General features: G+C 72.9%; 15 protein-coding genes. 6 read left to right on the top strand and 9 right to left on the bottom strand.

The window, feature by feature from the left end:
- Nucleotides 1–255: 255 nt before the first annotated feature.
- Both ACFWBW_RS12740 and ACFWBW_RS12745 read right to left on the bottom strand, forming a co-directional pair.
- Nucleotides 256–1,221 (bottom strand): CHAD domain-containing protein, encoded by a 966-nt coding sequence (locus tag ACFWBW_RS12740; RefSeq protein WP_385371119.1) that lies wholly within the window; start codon nucleotides 1,219–1,221, stop codon nucleotides 256–258.
- On the bottom strand, nucleotides 1,202–3,532 hold the full coding sequence (locus tag ACFWBW_RS12745; protein WP_385371120.1) for an RNA degradosome polyphosphate kinase: 2,331 nt from the start codon (nucleotides 3,530–3,532) through the stop codon (nucleotides 1,202–1,204). Before ACFWBW_RS12745 ends, ACFWBW_RS12740 begins: the two co-directional genes overlap by 20 nt.
- A 684-nt stretch (nucleotides 3,533–4,216) precedes the next feature.
- On the opposite strand from ACFWBW_RS12745, the gene ACFWBW_RS12750 reads away from it, so the two are divergent.
- Complete coding sequence (locus ACFWBW_RS12750) at nucleotides 4,217–4,501, top strand: hypothetical protein (protein WP_385371123.1); 285 nt, start codon at nucleotides 4,217–4,219, stop codon at nucleotides 4,499–4,501.
- A gap of 82 nt (nucleotides 4,502–4,583) precedes the next feature.
- Here ACFWBW_RS12750 and mshD read toward each other — a convergent pair whose 3' ends face one another.
- Nucleotides 4,584–5,516 (bottom strand): mycothiol synthase, encoded by a 933-nt coding sequence (mshD, locus tag ACFWBW_RS12755; RefSeq protein ID WP_385371126.1) that lies wholly within the window; start codon nucleotides 5,514–5,516, stop codon nucleotides 4,584–4,586.
- A gap of 261 nt (nucleotides 5,517–5,777) precedes the next feature.
- On the opposite strand from mshD, the gene ACFWBW_RS12760 reads away from it, so the two are divergent.
- Nucleotides 5,778–7,601 carry a bifunctional metallophosphatase/5'-nucleotidase gene (locus ACFWBW_RS12760; protein WP_385371129.1) on the top strand — a complete coding sequence of 608 codons (1,824 nt, stop codon included), beginning with the start codon at nucleotides 5,778–5,780 and terminating at the stop codon, nucleotides 7,599–7,601.
- 94 nt (nucleotides 7,602–7,695) lie between these two features.
- Here the strand turns inward: ACFWBW_RS12760 and ACFWBW_RS12765 are convergent, their stop codons facing one another.
- A complete protein-coding gene (locus ACFWBW_RS12765; protein ID WP_385371132.1) occupies nucleotides 7,696–8,493 on the bottom strand; it encodes an alpha/beta fold hydrolase in 798 nt (265 codons plus the stop codon).
- A 149-nt stretch (nucleotides 8,494–8,642) separates the two neighbouring features.
- Between ACFWBW_RS12765 and ACFWBW_RS12770 the strand changes: the two genes are divergently transcribed.
- Nucleotides 8,643–9,212 carry a TetR/AcrR family transcriptional regulator gene (locus tag ACFWBW_RS12770; protein WP_385371135.1) on the top strand — a complete coding sequence of 190 codons (570 nt, stop codon included), beginning with the start codon at nucleotides 8,643–8,645 and terminating at the stop codon, nucleotides 9,210–9,212.
- Between the two features lie 100 nt (nucleotides 9,213–9,312).
- The gene (locus ACFWBW_RS12775) at nucleotides 9,313–10,221 is read left to right on the top strand and encodes a phosphatidylinositol-specific phospholipase C (protein ID WP_385371363.1); all 909 of its coding nucleotides are present in this window, start codon (nucleotides 9,313–9,315) and stop codon (nucleotides 10,219–10,221) included.
- Here the strand turns inward: ACFWBW_RS12775 and ACFWBW_RS12780 are convergent.
- From ACFWBW_RS12780 to ACFWBW_RS12800, 5 genes are all read right to left on the bottom strand, one after another.
- Nucleotides 10,201–11,667 (bottom strand): ATP-binding protein, encoded by a 1,467-nt coding sequence (locus ACFWBW_RS12780; RefSeq protein WP_385371138.1) that lies wholly within the window; start codon nucleotides 11,665–11,667, stop codon nucleotides 10,201–10,203. The genes ACFWBW_RS12775 and ACFWBW_RS12780 overlap by 21 nt on opposite strands.
- The gene (locus ACFWBW_RS12785; protein WP_385371141.1) at nucleotides 11,664–12,413 is read right to left on the bottom strand and encodes a response regulator transcription factor; all 750 of its coding nucleotides are present in this window, start codon (nucleotides 12,411–12,413) and stop codon (nucleotides 11,664–11,666) included. The genes ACFWBW_RS12780 and ACFWBW_RS12785 overlap by 4 nt, the downstream gene beginning before the upstream one ends.
- Nucleotides 12,414–12,477: 64 nt before the next feature.
- Nucleotides 12,478–13,713, bottom strand: coding sequence for a S1C family serine protease (locus ACFWBW_RS12790; RefSeq protein ID WP_385371144.1), 1,236 nt, complete (start codon nucleotides 13,711–13,713; stop codon nucleotides 12,478–12,480).
- Nucleotides 13,714–14,141: 428 nt separating this feature from the next.
- Nucleotides 14,142–15,164 (bottom strand): LacI family DNA-binding transcriptional regulator, encoded by a 1,023-nt coding sequence (locus tag ACFWBW_RS12795; RefSeq protein ID WP_385371146.1) that lies wholly within the window; start codon nucleotides 15,162–15,164, stop codon nucleotides 14,142–14,144.
- 81 nt (nucleotides 15,165–15,245) lie between these two features.
- The gene (locus ACFWBW_RS12800; RefSeq protein ID WP_385371149.1) at nucleotides 15,246–16,016 is read right to left on the bottom strand and encodes a response regulator transcription factor; all 771 of its coding nucleotides are present in this window, start codon (nucleotides 16,014–16,016) and stop codon (nucleotides 15,246–15,248) included.
- A 545-nt stretch (nucleotides 16,017–16,561) separates the two neighbouring features.
- Between ACFWBW_RS12800 and ACFWBW_RS12805 the strand changes: the two genes are divergently transcribed.
- The gene (locus tag ACFWBW_RS12805; protein WP_112449116.1) at nucleotides 16,562–16,816 is read left to right on the top strand and encodes a MoaD/ThiS family protein; all 255 of its coding nucleotides are present in this window, start codon (nucleotides 16,562–16,564) and stop codon (nucleotides 16,814–16,816) included.
- Between the two features lie 10 nt (nucleotides 16,817–16,826).
- Complete coding sequence (locus ACFWBW_RS12810; RefSeq protein WP_385371152.1) at nucleotides 16,827–18,311, top strand: hypothetical protein; 1,485 nt, start codon at nucleotides 16,827–16,829, stop codon at nucleotides 18,309–18,311.
- Nucleotides 18,312–18,434 lie beyond the last annotated feature (123 nt).

The following is an 18,434-nucleotide window of genomic DNA, read 5'->3' on the forward strand; positions in this document are numbered from 1 at the left end:
TACGTCGGTTGCGCGGGTGAATCGTCCGCCTTCGCGGCGACTCGCTCCCTGCTCCTACGAAGTTAGGCAGATCAGGTGAAGCCGCCGACCGCGCTAAGTGAACGGATGGTGAACCGTGGCGGACGGGGTGGTGTGTACCGGCGGGTTCGGCACCCGGCGTCATCTCCCGTTATCCCGCCGTTACCGCAGCGTGACCGTTGGGGGTGTGGTGCGTGCGGCGCCGATTCCGGGGGCCGGCCCCCGGACTCCCGCGCCTCACACGCCGGCGGGGCTGGATTGGCTGGAATCTGCCGGGTGCCAGATGTGCTGGAAGGTGGTGCGGGAGGCTTCGACCTCGTGGCGCTGGTCCGCGTGCAGGACGCCCAGGGCGTATGCCGTCGCCGGGGCGATGCGGGGGGTGCGGGCTGCCGTGGCGGAGGCGGCGGCGGCTTCCGCGGCGTCGCGGTGGCGGGTCAGGGCCTCGCCCGCGGCCGTCAGGCGGGCCACGTCGCCGCCCAGGGCCTCCTGGGCGTAGCGGTGGACGCGCAGCAGGCGGCGCACCTCGTTCCACGAGCCGTCGTGGTCCGCGTCGTACGGGTGCGAGGGCGAGGGGGCGGGGAGGGAGTGCACCGCCGTGGACAGGCGGGAACGAGCCACCTCGGCGAGGGGGACCAGGACCTCGTCCACCCGGCCGCCCGCCGCCACCGGGTCCAGCGGGACCTCGGAGGCCAGAACCGCCACCGCGTCCGCGACCGCGTGGAAGCGGGAGGAGCCGAGCGCCTGCAGGGTCGCGGAGTGGGCCCGGGTGCGGGCCAGGGTGAGCTGGCGCTCCAGCAGGGCGCCCGCGCGGGCCGAGCCCACGGTCAGCGACCCCGCCGTACCCCTTGGCGCCGGTACCTCGGGGCTCCCCGACAGTCGCTGCAGGGCGTCCATCAGCCGTGACAGCCGGGCCGCGTAGGCGTGCTCGTCGGCCAGGGTCGCCGAGAGCCAGACCAGCTCGGTGCGCAGCGAATCCGCCCAGGAGGAATCGGCCACCGCCCTGAACGTGGACAGGGAGCAGGAGATCCGGCGCGCAGCCCCCCGCAGGCTGCGCGCCGCCTCGCTGACCTCGCCGCCGCCGCTCGCCGCGCCCTCCTCGTGCAGGCGCAGGCCCCGTAGGAATGCGGTGGCCTGCGCACGCAGGTACGTACCGAGCACGGTGCCTGCCGCCGTCGCGGTCAGGTCATGATTTGGCTGAGCCACGCCGGCGCCTCCGGGCGTCAATGAGCATCTCCTGAACGTGCCGCAGCGGCTGGCCCTCGCTGTCCGTGCTGTGCCGGGTCCATTCGCCGTCGGGGCCCAGGTGCCAGGAGGTGGTGAGGTCGGACATGCCTGTTTCCAGCAGCCGGTCCAGTGCCGCGCGGTGGGCCGGGTCGGCGACCCTGACCAGTGCCTCGATACGGCGGTCGAGGTTGCGGTGCATCATGTCGGCGCTGCCTATGTACACCTCGGGTTCGCCGCCGTTGCCGAAGGCGAAGACCCGGGAGTGCTCCAGGAAGCGGCCGAGGATCGAGCGGACCCGGATGTTGTCCGAGAGCCCGGGGACACCGGGGCGGATCGCGCAGATGCCGCGCACCCAGATGTCGATGGGCACGCCCGCCTGCGAGGCCCGGTAGAGGGAGTCGATGAGCGCCTCGTCGACGATCGAGTTCATCTTGAGGCGGACGTACGCGGGGCGGCCCGCCTTGTGGTGGGCGGCCTCCTTGTCGATCCGGGAGATCAGGCCGTCGCGCAGCGAGCGCGGGGCCACCAGCAGCCGGCGGTAGGTCTCGCGGCGCGAGTAGCCCGACAGCCGGTTGAAGAGGTCGGAGAGGTCCGCTCCGACCTGGGAGTCGGCGGTGAGCAGGCCGAGGTCCTCGTAGAGCCGTGCCGTCTTGGGGTGGTAGTTGCCGGTGCCGACGTGGGAGTAGCGGCGCAGCGTGTCGCCCTCCTGGCGGACGACGAGCGACAGCTTGCAGTGGGTCTTGAGGCCGACGAGCCCGTAGACGACGTGGCAGCCGGATTCCTCGAGCTTGCGGGCCCACTTGATGTTGGCCTGCTCGTCGAAGCGTGCCTTGATCTCGACGAGTACGAGGACCTGCTTGCCGGATTCGGCGGCGTCGATCAGGGCGTCCACGATCGGGGAGTCGCCGGAGGTCCGGTACAGCGTCTGCTTGATCGCCAGGACGTCCGGGTCGGCGGCCGCCTGCTCCAGGAAGGCCTGCACGGAGGTGGAGAAGGAGTCGTACGGGTGGTGGAGCAGCACGTCGCGCTCGCGCAGCGCCGCGAAGATGTCGGGCGCGGACGCGGACTCGACCTCGGCGAGGTCGCGGTGTGTGCCGGCGACGAACTTCTTGAACTTCAGCTCCGGGCGGTCCAGGGAAGCGATCCCGAAGAGGGCGGTGAGGTCGAGGGGGCCGGGGAGCGGGTACACCTCGGACGGGTTGACCTTCAGCTCCTGCACGAGCAGGTCCAGGACGCCGGGGTCGATGGACTCCTCGACCTCCAGGCGCACCGGCGGGCCGAAGCGGCGCCGCATCAGTTCCTTCTCGAGGGCCTGGAGGAGGTTCTCCGCGTCGTCCTCTTCCACTTCGAGGTCCTCGTTGCGGGTCACGCGGAACATGTGGTGCGCGAGCACCTCCATGCCGGGGAACAGCTCCTCCAGGTGCGCGGCGATCACGTCCTCCAGCGGGACGTAGCGCTGCGGGGAGGCCTCCAGGAAGCGGGAGAGGAGCGGGGGCACCTTGACCCGGGCGAAGTGGCGGTGACCGCTGACGGGATTGCGTACGACCACGGCCAGGTTCAGGGACAGGCCGGAGATGTACGGGAACGGGTGCGCGGGGTCCACGGCCAGCGGGGTGAGCACCGGGAAGATCTGGTTGCGGAACAGGGTGAAGAGGCGCGCCTGCTCCTTCTCCGTGAGGTCGGGCCACCGGATGAGGTGGACGCCCTCCTCGGCGAGCTGCGGGGAGATGTCCTGCTGGAAGCAGGCGGCGTGGCGGGCCATGAGCTCGCGGGAGCGGGTCCAGATGAGGTCGAGGACCTCACGGGGCTGCAGGCCTGAGGCCGAACGGGTGGCGACGCCGGTCGCGATGCGGCGCTTGAGGCCGGCGACGCGGACCATGAAGAACTCGTCGAGGTTGCTGGCGAAGATCGCCAGGAAGTTCGCGCGCTCCAGGAGGGGCGTGGCGGGGTCCTCGGCGAGCTCCAGGACGCGCTCGTTGAAGGCGAGCCAGCTGCGCTCCCGGTCGAGGAAGCGGCCCGGGGGCAGCTCACCGGTGTCCTTCTCGTCGTAGGCGTCCAGGTCCGCGTCGAGATCCGGTTCCAGGTCCACGTGCGGGCGGTGGGCGGCTATGGACCCCAGGCGGGCGTGCGCGCCGGTGGCGGCGCGGGCGGCCACGGCCTCGGGGGTGGCGGCGCGGGCGGCCGCGGCCGCGGAGACATCGGCGGCGCTGGGTGCGGACGGCGAGGCGAACTTGTGCGCCGGCTGCTGGGCGGGGACCTCGGAAGGGGCTGCGCTGGGCTTGTGGCTCATGACTCCATTCTTCCGCGCGCGCGGGAGGACAGGCGCGTCGGAAGTGTCGGCCGTCAGTCGGAGTCGGGGCTGCATGCGGTCAGCTTCGCGACCGCGCATTAATGCCCGGTTAATGGCGTATGGCTTCCAGGGTCCGGGCGTGGGTCGTCTGGTGTCGACCGGGAGCGGGGGATCCGGGGCCGCGCCCGCGAGGCGGAGGCTGTCGCCGCCTGGGCCTGGCCCCGGTGGGGCCGCCGGGGGTCCGGCGGGCCGGGGCCGCGTCGGCTACGCCCGCGCTGGGGCCCGGGGGCCCGGGGCATGTGGGTGCGGGGCGGCGGCGCCGGCGGGGGCGGGGTGGGGGAGGGGGATCGAGGGCGGCGGCGCCGGGCGGGAGCTGCCGCCCCCAGCGGGTGCGTGGGGGCCGGGGGTGTTCTAGCGTCGGGAGGAGGGAGGGATGTCCTGCCGAGTCGGTCCGGTACGGGGACCGGGCCCGGGGCCGTGCGTCGGCCGCGCGTGCTCGGCGCCGTTCCCGCGTGGTCCGGACGTTCGGATCCGGGCAGCTCAGGTCCGGGGCAGGTCAGGTCCAGGCAGCTCAGCTCAGGTCCGGGCAGGTCCGGATCCGGGCAGATCCGGGCTGATCCGGGTCCGGGCAGGTCCGGGTTCCGGTGTGGGCCGCGTGGTGATCCCGGAGAGCAGGTACGTCCCATGCGCACGTCGACCCGTATCGCAGGTGTCCTCACCGGTCTGACCCTCGCCCTGGGCGGCGCGGCCCTGACGGCTCCCGCCGCCCTGGCCGCCCCCGCGGACGTCTCGGCCTGTATCAACCACGTCGAGCGGGAGCTGAAGGGCGGCGAGGCCCCGGCATCCGTCCGCGCCTCGTGCTACATCGCCCTGACCGGCGCCCAGGACGAGTGTGTGACCGGCCTGACCGAGGGCAGCGGGGTGACCAAGGCGACGGCGGAGAGCGCCTGCAAGCTGGGCGCCGAGTAGAGCCGAGTAGCCGGGGAGTCGGGGAGCCGACGAATAGCCGTGGGCCGGGGGAGGGACCCCGGCCCCCGGTTGCGGACGCGGGTCAGCTCTCCGTGCGGTACATCAGGTCCACCTCGTGGGTGGAGAAGCCGAGGCCCGCGTACACGGCCAGGGCCGCCGGGTTGTCGGCGTCCACGTAGAGCATCGCCGTGGGCAGGCCCGCCGCGGCCAGGTGGCGCAGGCCGATCGCGGTGAGGGCCTTGCCGAGGCCGCCGCCCTGCGAGCCGGGGCGTACGCCGAGGACGTAGACCTCGCCCAGCTGCTGCTCGGCGTGCACCTTCGTCCAGTGGAAGCCGATCACTTCGCCGTCGCGCTCGGCGAGGAAGAAGCCCTTGGCGTCGAACCAGGGCTGCGCGATGCGGTCGTTCAGGTCCCGCTGGGTGAGCGAGCCCTGCTCGGGGTGGTGGGCGAAGGCCGCCGCGTTGACGGCGAGCCAGGCGGCGTCGTCGGCGCCGGGCACGAAGGTGCGTACGGTCACGCCCGCGGGGAGGACGGCCTCCGGCAGGGGGGCCGAGTCGGCGCCGAGCGGGCGGCGGAGCTGGCGCAGTTCGCGGAACAGGGTCAGCCCGAGCACCTGCGCGAGGTGCCGGGCCGCTGACTTGCCGCCGTGCGCCCACACCCGGATCCGCTTGCCGGAGGCGGCCAGCAGGGCGGTGCCCAGCGCCCGCCCGTGCCCGCGCCCGCGCAGCGAGGGGTGCACGACGAGCTCGGCGGCGGGGGCCTCCACCGGGTCGGTGTCCTCCAGTTGCCCGTACGCGGTGAGCCGCCCGTCGGCGGTCAGGAGGAAGTGGCGGATCCCCTCCCGCGCCCCGCCGCGCAGCTGGAGCCGGCCCTGCTCGGACACGGCGGTGGTGCCGTCGGTGCGGGCCGCGTCCTCGATCAGGGCGAGAACGGCGTCGGCCTGTTCGTCCGTCAGTTCGTCGAGGGTCTGGATCTGCCGTCCCGGCTCCAGGACCACTGCTGCGTCGTCAGTCATGGAACCGAGCCTACGACCATGGTGGGGGAGCGGTGGGGTGCGGGCCGGAAGGGCGTCCCGGCAGCCGCGCGATCAGGCCGCGAACCGGCCGCGAACCGGCCGCGAACCGGCAGCGAACCGGCCGCGGACAGTCCCGCCGCCGGGTGTCCGTCTCCTGCGTGTAACCAGCTCGATACCCGGTACCCCCTGTCGCGCTACGCGCGTTGACTCTAGGCTGCGGCAGACCTCCCAAGATGTATCGCTGTCCGCAAAGGGGACCAAATGTCAGCGACGCCACAACGGCACCGCCGAAACCGCCGGTTGGCCCTCACCGCTCTCGCCGCTGCCGCGGCGGGCGGTGCGATGATCGCCGCCGCCCTTCCGGCCGGAGCCGCGAGTGGTGACGGATACGGCCAGGACAACGGCCGCACCGTCGACGTGCAGATGCTGTCGTTCAACGACCTCCACGGCACGCTGGAGCCCCCGCAGGGCTCCTCGGGCACCGTGACCGAGCGTCAGGCCGACGGCACCACCAAGGCCATACCCGCGGGCGGTGTCGAGTACCTCGCCACCAGCCTGCGCGAGGCCCGCAAGGGACACCGCTACTCCGTCACCGCCGCAGCCGGTGACATGATCGGCGCCAGCCCGATGGTGTCGGGCCTCTTCCACGACGAGCCGGCGATCGAGGCGCTCAACGACCTCGACCTGGACGTGAGCGGCGTCGGCAACCACGAGTTCGACGAGGGCAAGACCGAACTGCGCCGCATGCAGTACGGCGGCTGCCACCCGGTCGAGGGCTGCTTCGAGTACGGCAAGGAGTTCGGCGGCGCCGAGTTCAAGTACCTCGCCGCGAACGTGGTGGACGAGAAGACCAAGCGTCCGATGATGAACCCCACCTTCATCTGGAAGAAGGGGGACGTGAAGATCGGCTTCATCGGCGTCACCCTCGAGGGCACGCCCGACATCGTGACCGCCGACGGGGTCAAGGGCCTCAAGTTCGGCGACGAGGTCGAGACGGTCAACAAGTACGCCGAAGAGCTGAACAAGCAGGGCGTGAAGTCGATCGTGGCGCTGATCCACGAGGGCGGCCTGCCCGCGAGCGGCGCGTACAACTACGACTGCGACGTGCCGGGCGCCGGCGCCGGCATCTCCGGGGCCATCGTCGACATCGCGAAGAACATCTCGCCGAAGGTCGACGCCCTGGTCACCGGCCACACGCACCAGGCGTACGCGTGCAACATCCCCGACCCGGCGGGCAAGCCGCGCACGGTCACCTCGGCCGCCTCGTACGGCCGGCTGTTCACGGACACCACCCTGACGTACGACCGCGCGACCAAGGACATCGTCCGTACGCCGGTCCGCTCGCCGAAGGCGGTCCAGAAGGTCGTCACCCGGGACCAGCCCAAGGCCCCGGACCTGACCGCGCTGATCGAGCGTTGGAACGCGCTGGCCGCGCCGATCGCGAACCGTCCGATGGGCTACATCTCGGCCGACATCGCGGGCCGCGGCTCGTCGGAGTACGAGAAGCCGCTCGGCAGCGTGATCGCCGACGCGCAGCTGGAGGCCCTGGCCCCGGCGGCCAAGGGCGGTGCCCAGCTCGCCATCATGAACCCGGGCGGCATCCGCGCGGACCTGGCCTACAAGGCCGCCGGCGCCGAGGGCGACGGTGTGGTGACGTACGGGGAGTCGTACACGGTCCAGCCGTTCACCAACATGATGACGGTCGTCGACCTGACCGGCGCCCAGCTGATCACCGCGCTCCAGCAGCAGGTCAGCGGCCCGGTCAACGGGATCAGCCCGAAGATCCTGCAGGTCTCCAAGGGCTTCACCTACACCCTGGACACCACCAAGGCGGGCGCGGACCGCATCGTCGTGGACTCGGTGAAGCTGAACGGCGAGGCCATCGACCCCGCCCGGACCTACCGGGTCGCGATGAACGAGTTCCTCGCGGGCGGCGGTGACGGCTTCGGCGTCCTGAAGGAGCACAAGAACAAGCTGGTCGGCGCGTCCGACCTGGACATCTTCAACGCCTACCTGACGGGGCACTCCTCGGCGGCCGCGCCGCTGGCCCCGCCGGTGGCGGGCCGGATCACGGTCATCAAGTAGCACCTGAAGCAGTTCCTGCCTCTTGAGGGGCGGCGGGCCACCGGCCCGCCGCCCCTTCGGCGTTCCCGGGGGTCCTGCGGAGTTCCCCGGCGGCCTACAGCGCGGCCAGGAAGCCGCGTACGGCCTCCGCGAGGCCCTTCGGGTCCTGGAAGGGCACGAAGTGCTCGGTGTCGAGGCCGGCGTACGAGGTCCCGGGGCGCCGGGCGGCCATCGCGCCGGCCAGCTCCCGGGAGAGCACGTCGCTGCGCAGCCCGTGGACGAGCAGCGCCGGGCAGCCGCTCGCGAGCCAGACGTCCCAGCGCGAGCTCTCGTCCCCGGCGAGGGTGGCCAGGGTGGCCGCGGGGTCGAACGGCAGCCGCCAGCCGGTGTCCTGCGGCAGCGGGCGCAGGAAGGGCCCGGTCCCCTCGGCGAGCGGGCCGAGGGCGGCGAGGAGTTCCTCGCGGGTGGACGCGGTGTACGGGAGGTCGTGCAGGAAGTCCCAGAAGGACAGGGCGTCCCGGCTCGGGCTCTCCACCGGGGCGTCGACGTTGATCAGGGCGGACACCAGATCGGGCCGGGTGGCGGCCAGGTGACAGGCGTTGACCCCGCCGAGGGAGAAGCCGAGGACGGGCACCGGGCCGCCGGGGGCGAGGTGTTCCAGCAGGGCGGCGGCGTCGGCGGCGTAGCCCGCGCGGCTGTACTCGGGGGCGGGGCCGGAGTCGCCGTGGCCGCGCTGGTCGGGGGCGATGACCCGCCACTGCTCGCCGAGGTCGGCGGCGAGCGCGGTGAAGTGGGCGCCCTCGGAGAGCCCGCCGTGGAGGGCGAGCAGGGGGCGGCCGGGCCCGCCGAAGTCCAGGTAGGACAGGGTGCGGTCGTCGATCTTCAGCTCGTGGCGCATGGCGTTGCTCGGCATGGCGTTGCTCTCCCCGTTTGTGCTGGTCGGGCGGGCTGGTAGGGCGGGCTGGTCGGTGGCTCTGGGATCAGGCTGCCAGGATTTGGGCAAGCGCGCAATACGCTCGTGTAGCGCGCTTGCCCAAAATGGGGCGCGGATACGATCCGGGCATGGGAAATCGCGAGGACCTGCTGGCCGGAGCCCGGCGCTGCCTGGAGGAGAAGGGGTACCTCCGGACGACCGTGCGCGACATCGCCTCGGCCGCGCAGGTGAGCATGGCCGCGATCGGCTACCACTTCGGCACCCGTGAGGTGCTGCTCAACCAGGCGCTGTTCGCGGCCATGGACGAGTGGGCCGCGGGGTCGGGCCGGCTCGCCGGGCAGGGTGACACCGCGCGGGAGCGCTACGCCGACACCTGGGACCGCAAGATCCGGGACTTCGGCGAGATGCGCTGGCTCTGGACCGCCTCCGTCGAGGCCTTCGTGCACGCGCAGTCCTCGCCCGAGCTGCTCGCCGTCCTGGCCGAGGGTCAGCGCCGCAACCGCCGCATGGTGGCCGCGCAGTTGCGCGGAGTCCCCGTCGGGGAGGTCGCGGAGGAGGACGTACGGAGCCTCGGGTCGGTGCACATCGCGCTGCTGACCGGGGTCATGGTGCAGTGCCTGACCGACCCGGAGCACGCGCCGGACGGCCGGTCCCTCGCCCAAGGGCTGCGCGCGATGGCGGAGTTGCTCGAAAGCTGACCCCTACCCGTGGGTAGTAATGCATGGCTCCGCACGCCATAATCCGGGCCACCACTGGGTCGGCAAAGGGGCGGGCATGGGCGTGGGCACGGGCACCGGCATGGGCACGAACGCGGGCGGCGGCGCGGGTACGGGGCTGCGCCGGCGCAGCTTCCTGGCGGGGGCGGCGGCCCTGGGCGCCACCGGCGTTGTCGCCGGGCTCGGCGCGGCCCCGGCGACCGCCGCGGGACTCTCCACCCAGGACTGGATGAGCGGACTCGGCGACTCCACCGCTCTCCAGCGCATGACCATCCCCGGCACCCACGACTCGGGCGCCACCCGGGGCGGGCTCTACGTCGCCTGCCAGAACACCTCCATCGCCGACCAGCTCGGCTCCGGGATCCGCTTCCTCGACGTCCGCTGCCGGGTGACCGGCGGATCCTTCGCGATCCACCACGGCGCGTACTACCAGAACCTGATGTTCGGCGACGTCCTCGCCGCCTGCTGGAACTTCCTCGCCGCGCACCCCTCCGAGACCGTGCTGATGCGGCTCAAGCAGGAGTACTCGGAGGAGAGCAACACCACCTTCCGCGCCGTCTTCGACGACTACCTGAACAACCGGGGCTGGAGCCCGCTCTTCAAGATCGCGGACTCGCTGCCCACCCTCGGTCAGGTGCGCGGCAAGGTGCTGCTGCTCCCCGACAACGGCGGCCTCCCCGGCGGTCTGCGCTACGGCGACGGCAACGTCTTCGACATCCAGGACGACTACATGGCCGAGCCCTTCGCCAAACGGGGCAAGATCGAGAACCACTTCCGCAAGGCCGTCCAGCAGCCCGGCAGGTTCTTCATGAACTACACCAGCACGGCCGCGGCCCTGCCGCCCCGCTGGAACTCCGACCGGCTGGGCCCGCAGGTGCACGCCTTCGTCGACGGCTCCGAGCTCACCGGCCGGACCGGGCTCGGGATCGTCCCCATGGACTTCCCCAACACCCGCTCCGGCCTGGTCGCCTCACTGATCCGGCACAACTGACGCCTGCGCGGGCGGCGGAGTCGGGGCGCCCGGGATGCGGAGCACCGCCTCCGTGCCCGGGCCGCCGTCCGCCGGGGCGCGGAGTTCGGCCGTGCCGCCCGCGCGCTGCACCGTACGGGCCACGATGGACAGGCCCAGGCCGCTGCCGGGCAGGGCCCGGGCGGACGGGGAGCGCCAGAACCGCTCGAAGACGTGCGGGAGGTCGTCGGCCGGGATGCCGGGGCCGCGGTCCCGTACGGTCAGCGCGCCCGCGCGCAGCGACACGGTGACCGTGCTGCCGGGCGGGCTGAACTTCACCGCGTTGTCCAGGACGTTGACGACCGCCCGCTCCAGGGCCGCCGCCTCGCCGCGTACGTACCAGGGCGCCAGGTCCGAGTCGAAGTCCAGCTCCGGACCGCGCAGCCGGGCCCGGGACAGCGCCGCGCCCGCGATCTCGTGCAGGGCCACCACCCCGAGGGGGCCGGGGGCGGCCGCGTCCGGGCGGGACAGCTCCTGCAGGTCGCCGATCAGCGAGGCCAGTTCCGTCATCTGCGCCTTGACCGAGGCCAGCAGCTCCTTGCGGTCCTCCGGCGGGATGGCCCGGCCGGTCTCCTCGCTGCGCGCCAGCAGCTCGATGTTGGTGCGCAGCGAGGTGAGCGGGGTGCGCAGCTCGTGCCCGGCGTCCGCGATCAGCTGGGCCTGGCGCTCCTGGGAGGAGGCGAGCGCGGCCGTCATGGAGTTGAAGGAGCGCGACAGCCGGGCGATCTCGTCGTCGCCCTCGTCGGGGATCCGGACGGTGAGGTCCTCGGTACGGGCGATGTGCTCGACGGCGCCGGTCAGCTCGTCGACCGGGCGCAGGCCGGTACGGGCCACCCAGAGGCCGGCGACGCCGGCGCCGAGGATGCCGACGCCGGAGACGAAGACGAGCACCCAGGCCAGGGTGGACAGGGGCTTGTCGATGTCGGCGAGCGGCTTGGCGACCGAGATGGCGAACAGCGGGGAGGTCGGGGAGACGCGCGCGGGCTGGGTGTAGACGCGCATGTCCACGCCTTCGGCGGTCGTCACGTCGTGCAGGGTGCCGCCCCGCAGCCCCGCGGCGATCTGCTTGTCGAGCTCGGTGACCGGCAGGTTCTGCGGACCGCTCACCCAGCAGTGCCTGCCGTCGGCCGTCACGATCTGGACGGACGCGTTGAGGCTGCCTGCGATCTCCTGGCCGGGCTGGGTGTTCTGGTCGTTCTGCGTGGGCGCCTTGTCCGGGCACGGCCGGTTGTCGAAGATGAGCCGCCCCACCTCCGCGGACGCGTTCGTGGCCATCAGGGACCGGTCGAGCTGGTCGCGCAGCTGCGTACGCACCATCACCCAGGACACCGCGGCGACCGCCGCCACGGCCAGCGCCACCGCGACGGTGACCAGCAGGGCGAGGCGGGAGCGGAGCGGGAGGCCGCGGAATCTGGCGGTGGGGCTCACTCCGGGCCGCCGGTGTCGCCGGCCCCCGCGGCGCGCAGGACGTATCCCACCCCGCGCACGGTGTGGACCAGGCGGGGCTCGCCCCCGGCCTCGGTCTTGCGGCGCAGGTACATCACGTACACGTCCAGGGAGTTGGAGCTGGGCTCGAAGTCGAAGCCCCATACGGTCTTGAGGATCTGCTCGCGGGTCAGGACCTGGCGCGGGTGCGCGAGGAACATCTCCAGCAGGGTGAACTCGGTACGGGTCAGCTCCACCGGGCGGCCGCCGCGGGTGACCTCGCGGGTGGCGAGGTCCATGCGCAGGTCCCCGAAGGTCAGCGCGTCGGCGTCCTCGGGCCGGCCGTCGCCGCCGGCGGGGGCGGCGTAGGAGCTGCGGCGCAGCAGGGCGCGCACCCGGGCGAAGAGCTCGTCCAGTTCGAACGGCTTGACCAGGTAGTCGTCGGCGCCCGCGTCGAGGCCGGTGACGCGGTCGCCGACCGTATCGCGGGCGGTCAGCATCAGGACCGGCGTGGTGCTGCCGGCGGCGCGCAGCCGGCGGGCGGCGGTCAGGCCGTCCATCCGCGGCATCTGGATGTCCAGGATGATCAGGTCGGGGGCGTACGAGTCCGCCTTGTCGAGGGCGTCGAGCCCGTCGACGGCGGTCTGCGTGCCGTACCCCTCGAAGGCCAGGCTGCGGCGCAGGGCCTCGCGTACGGCCGGTTCGTCGTCGACGACGAGGATGCGCTGCTGGTCGCCTTCGGCGCTCATACGGGGTCCCCCCAGGTGGTGGTCGGTCTCCTACCAGGCTCGCACGGGCGGCCTGGAAGTCGGGCTAGAAGGAGGTCCCGAAACCGTTCGCGGTGTTGTTGCCGGAGCCGCTGTTGCCGTTGCTGCTGCCGCCGTCGCCGCCCGGGCCGCCCTTGCGGAGGGAGGGGAGGTCGGCCTTGATGGTGTTGACGGGGATGGCGAAGCCGAGGCCGACGCTGCCGGCGGAGCCGCTGCCGCTGGAGGGGGAGTAGATCGCGGAGGGCATGCCCACGATCTCGCCGTTCATGTTGACGAGGGCGCCGCCGGAGTTGCCGGGGTTGAGGGAGGCGTCCGTCTGGATGGCCTTGTACGAGGTGGTGTCCGTGCCGGTGTTCCCGTTGAACTGCCGGCCGCCGTAGGAGAACGGGAAGCCGTCCTCGGGCGACTGCTGCTTCTGCTCGGACTTGGGGACGTTCACCTCGCGGTCGAGCGCTGAGACGATTCCGCTGGTGACCGTGCCGGTGAGGCGGTCGGGGGAGCCGATGGCGACGACCTCGTCGCCGACCTTGAGGCTGTCGGAGTTGCCGAGGCTCGCCGGCTTGAGGCCGCTCGCGCCTTCCAGCTTGATGAGGGCGAGGTCCTTGTCCGGGTCCGTGCCGACGATCTTCGCGCTGTACTTCTGGCCGTCGCTCATCGTCACCTGGATCTTGGCGGCGCCGTCGATCACGTGGTTGTTGGTGACGATCTCGCCGTCGGCGGTGATCACGATGCCGGAGCCGGTGCCCTGCCCGGAGGTGGTGCTGGTGTCGATGCGGACCACGGAGGGGCTGACGTTCTCGGCGACGCCGGTGACCGTGCCCTTGTTCGACTGGGAGATGGTGCTGCCGTTGACGCCGGTGCCGGCGTTGCCGGTCTTGTCCAGCATCTGCTGGACGGCGGCGGCCGTTCCGCCGCCGACGACGGCGGCCGCGAGGGCCACGGCGGCGAGGAGGGCGACCGGGCGCTTGGCACGGGCGTGGCCCTGGGCCCGGGCCGGGCCGGGGGCCGCGGGGGCGGCCTCGCCCCAGGTGGCCCAGCCGCCGTTGCCGCCGTTGCCGCTCCCGCTGTTCTGGGGGACGGTCTCTCCCTGGATGACCGGGGGAGTGTGGGCCTCGTGCCAGCCGGGGGCGGGTGCGGCCGGGGGGTAGGCCGGCGGCGGCGGGTACGCGGCGTCCTGTGCGAGCCGGTCACGACCGCGCTGCCAGTCCTCGCCCCAGGGGGCGGGCTGCTGGGGGAGGTTTTCCTGGGGGTACTCGCCTTCGCGGCGGAGGTTCTCGGTCATGGATACGACTCTGTCCGCCGATGATGAGAGCTTCCTGAGTCCCCGCTGAGAAGCCCGACAGAACCGTGTATGCCCGATATAAGCCCGGGCTGGGCCCGGACCCCCTGGGGCTCCGCCCCAGACCCCGCGCCTCAAACGCCGGCGAGGCTGGATTTGGCCGGCGGGGCTGGATTTTGCCGCGCAGCGGCACATCCAGCCCGTCCGGCGTTTGAGGACCGGGTCCGGGCAGAGCCCGGGGAACGGGCGAAGGGCGGGTAGGGGAACTCCGCCCCGCAGGGCCCGGCCGGCCGCACCCGCCCACCGGCCCCCGCGCCAGGACGGCAGTGGCGGCAACCCCGCCCGGCCACCGCCGGACCGAGTCCGGCGCAGCGGGGCGAAGCCCGGGAGGCCCTAGGGCCGAGTGGTGCGAGCTCCGCGTCGAAAAGGCACTAGCGGCAGCCGCAGGAGCGGCGGATGACCAGGGCCGAGGGGAACTGCTTCAGGCGTTCGCGGCGGGAACCCGCCACCCGCAGGGCGTCGTCCAGGACGAGGTCCACCGCGGCGCGGGCCATCGCGGGGCGGTCCGAGGCGATCGTGGTGAGGGGCGGGTCCGTCAGGGCCGCCTCCTTGACGTCGTCGAAGCCGGCCACCGCCAGCTGCTCGGGCACGTCGATGCGCAGCTCCCGCGCGGCGCGCAGGACGCCGATGGCCTGGTCGTCCGTAGCGCAGAAGATCGCCGGCGGGCGGTCCGGCCCGGCCAGCAGCTCCAGGGCGACCTTGTACGCGTCGTAGCGGTTGTACGGGGCCTGGAAGAGCCGGCCCTCCACCGAGCGGCCGGATTCGAGCATGGCCCGCCGCCAGCCCTCGACGTGGTCGGCCACCGGGTCGCCGACCTCGGGGGTGCTCTCGACGCCGCCGAGGCAGGCCACGTACGGGTGCCCGTGCTCGAGGAGGTGCCGGGTGGCGAGCTGAGCGCCGCCGATGTCGTCCGTGACGACGGCGACGTCGTCGATGGCCTCGGGGCGCTCGTGGAGGAGGACCACGCGGGCGTCCCACGCCTCGATCTCGGAGGCGGCCTGCTCGCTCATGCCCTGGCTGACCAGGATCAGGCCCGAGACCCGCATCCCGAGGAAGGCCCGCAGATAGTGGACCTCGCGCTCGGTGCGGTAGTCGGAGTTGCCGACCAGCACCATCTTTCCGCGCTCGGCGGCGGCCTGCTCGACCGCGTGCGCCATCTCCGCGAAGAACGGCTGGCGGGCATCGGGGACGATCATGCCTATGAGGTCGGTGCGGCGTGAGGCCATCGCCTGCGCGACCCGGTCCGGGCGGTAGCCCAGCTCCTTGATCGCGGCGAGGACACGCTCGCGCGTGGCCGGGGCAACCGGCCTGGGTCCGTTGTTGATGACGTAGCTCACGACGGCGGTAGAAGTACCCGCAAGTCGTGCCACGTCATCCCGCGTCACCTTGGCCACGCGCGGAAGTCTACGCGGGGTGACCTACCTCTGGGCAGGGCGTCCGGAGGAGGTCATTCCCACAGCCTTCCCACAGGACCCCTAGTCCATCCGGGTGAGTGCAGCGGCAGCCCGCGCGGAGGCCTCGGCCGCCGCCTTCGTGGCCGCCTGCGCGGCCGCTTCCGCCGCCGCCCGTTCCACCTTTTCCGGGGTGACGAAGCGGTACCCGACGTTGCGGACGGTACCGATCAGCGACTCGTGCTCGGGCCCGAGTTTCGCGCGCAGACGCCGTACGTGCACGTCGACGGTGCGGGTGCCGCCGAAGTAGTCGTAACCCCACACCTCCTGGAGGAGCTGCGCACGGGTGAAGACCCGGCCCGGGTGCTGGGCGAGGTACTTGAGGAGTTCGAACTCCTTGAAGGTCAGGTCCAGGACCCGGCCCTTCAGCTTCGCCGAGTACGTCGCCTCGTCGACCGACAGGTCGCCGTTGCGGATCTCCATCGGGGAGTCGTCCGAGCCGAGCTGCTGGCGGCCGGTGGCGAGGCGCAGCCGCGCCTCGACCTCGGCCGGTCCCGCGGTGTCGAGGAGGACGTCGTCGATGCCCCAGTCGGCGGTGACGGCCGCGAGGCCGCCCTCGGTGACGACGAGGATCAGCGGACAACCGGGCCCCGTGGAGCGGAGCAGCTGGCACAGCGACCGCACCTGGGGCAGGTCGCGGCGGCCGTCGATGAGGATCACGTCGGCGCCCGGGGTGTCCACGAGGGCGGGGCCCTCCGCGGGGGCCACCCGGACGCTGTGGAGCAGCAGGCCGAGGGCCGGCAGGACCTCGGTCGAGGGCTGCAGGGCGTTGGTCAGGAGCAGGAGTGAGCTCATGCCCGACCACCCGCCCTGGTCGGACGGTGCTGCTGGTCGTGCTGGTCGTGCTGGTGGTGTGCGTGCGCAGGTGCGTGCGCCGGTACCCCTACTGCCCGTACCTCTACTGCTTGCACCTGCACTTGCACGACGGTTCGCTGGTCCATCACGTCGGTTCCTCCTCGGTCCCGTCGAGGACTTTCGCGGCACTGCTTCGTACGACTTGCCGGTGTCCGTCCGTCCCCGCGCCCTGAGGCCCGGATGGACACCACTGTTCTCGGTCAGTTCAACGTGCTGAAAGCACAAAAGGACCCGGGGGCTACGTTGCCCGGATCCTCTCGCCAGCAGAATAGCCCACCCTCCCGGGCCGGGCCGAGGCTTCTGCGCGTTCCACTTCTGTGGTTCCCGCCACCCCCGGGACCTGCATATGCGCCGGTTTCACCGTATCGGTGGACCCGGTGCGGGCCGCCTGGGCGCACGCGGGGCGCGCGGAGGCACGCCGGGATCGGGGGCGCGAGGGTTCATGATGGAGGCCGACGGCAGAGCGCCGACGAGAGGAGCGTGCAGTGGCAACCGGAACCATCCGCTACTGGGCGGCGGCCAAGGCCGCGGCCAAGACGGCGGAGGAGCCGTACTCGGCGCGGACACTGGCCGAGGCGCTCGACGCCGTGCGGGAACGCCACCCCGGGGAGCTGACCCGGGTCCTGCTGCGCTGCTCCTTCCTCGTGAACGAAGAGCCCGTGGGCAAGCGCCCGCACGATTCCGTCGAGCTGACCGAGGGGGGCACCGTCGAGGTGCTCCCGCCGTTCGCGGGCGGGTGAGCGGAGCCCCATGAGCACGCCTGAGGAACAGCAGCAACAGCAGCAGCTACAGCATCAGCAGTTTCTGGAGCAGCAGCAGCAGCAACAGCAGCAGCCGGATCCGTACGGGACCCAGACCTGGCAGTCCCCGACGTGGGACACCTCGTACCAGCCGGTGCAGGCGCCGCTGGACGGCGTACCGGCGCAGTACCCGGTCGCCCCCGAGGGATGGTTCCGCGAGGAGCCGCAGGCCCAGGCCCCCCAGCCGCAGGCCCAGGAGCCCGTCTCCGGGCAGGAGTGGGGGCAGCAGCAGGCGTACGCGGACCCCTACCCGGATCCCTACGCGGCTCCGGCCTACCCGCAGACCGCGGCCCCGGACCACTGGTTCCGCGACGAGGCGCAGGCCGCGCAGGCGCAGCAGGCACCACAGGCGCAGCAGGCACCACAGGGCGAGCCCCCGCAGCAGTGGGGGGAGACGGCGTACGCGCAGCCCTACCCCGGCCCGTCCGACCCGTTCCGGCCGGAGGCGCAGCCGGCTCAGGCCCAGGCCCAGGCGGCCCAGGTCCAGGCTCCGGCCCCCGGCCAGGAGTGGGCCACGGAGTCGGCCCCGTACCTCCCGCAGCAGGCGGTCCAGGTCCCGGACGGGGCTCCCGCCGCGCACCCGGTGGCGGGCGACGGGGTGGCCGGCGGGGTGGCCGGCGGGGCGGCCGAGGAGGAGCCCGCCTGGTCGCCGCCCACCCTCGCCGGCAACACGCTGCGCGCCGTGGACCCGGCCCAGGCCCGCGCCGAAGGCCGCTCTCCGATCATCGATCCCGGTCCGCAGGCGGCCATACTGACGGCCGCCCTCGGGCTGGTCCTCGCGGCCGCCGCCGCGCTGAGCGAGTTCGCGCTGCTCGCACCCCTGATCGCCCTCCAGGGCCTCACCGCGGCGGGCTGGTTCCGGCTCAACGGCATGTGGCCGGCCCGTCAGGGCATCGCCCTGGCCTTCGCCGGGGCGGTCGTCGCCGATGTGGCGGTGCTCGCGGTGGACGAGCCGTACGGCCCCGGCGCGATCATCGGCACCCTCGGCGCCTGGGTGCTGCTGACGCTGGTGCTCCAGCTGCGCAGCCACGCGGATCCGGACGAGCGGATGTACGGGCTGATGGCCTCGGTGGCCTCGGCCGCGCTGGCCATCGTCTGCGCCGGCTACCTCGCGGCCGACTCCGCCGCCGTGAGCGTGGGCGCCGCCGCCGTGGCGGTGGCCGTCTTCGCGCGGGCGCTCCCGCTGCCCACCGCGCCCTCGGTCGGCGTCTCGCTGGCCGCCGCGACCGGTGCGGGCATCGCCGTGGGCGGGCTGATGTCCGTCGGAGCGGGCGGTGCGCTGATCGGCCTGGTGGCCGGGGTCTGCGCGCTGATCGGGCTGCGCGTGGCGGCGTACGACTACCCGTCGAAGTTCGTCCACATGACGGCCGGTGTCGCGCTGCCGCTGGCCGCGGCGGCTCCGGCGGTCTACCTGATCGGCAGGGTGGTGGGCTGAGGCCCGGCCTCCCCTCCACAGCGCCCGCCCCGCTCGCCGGGGCGGGCGTTGTCACACCCCCACCCGCCCCACCACACCCCACGCACCCCCGCCGTGCCCCGCCCCGCCCCGCCTCGCGCCAAC

Origin of the sequence: Streptomyces sp. NPDC059957, assembly GCF_042730015.1 — a bacterium.
Classification (GTDB): Bacteria; Actinomycetota; Actinomycetes; order Streptomycetales; family Streptomycetaceae; genus Streptomyces.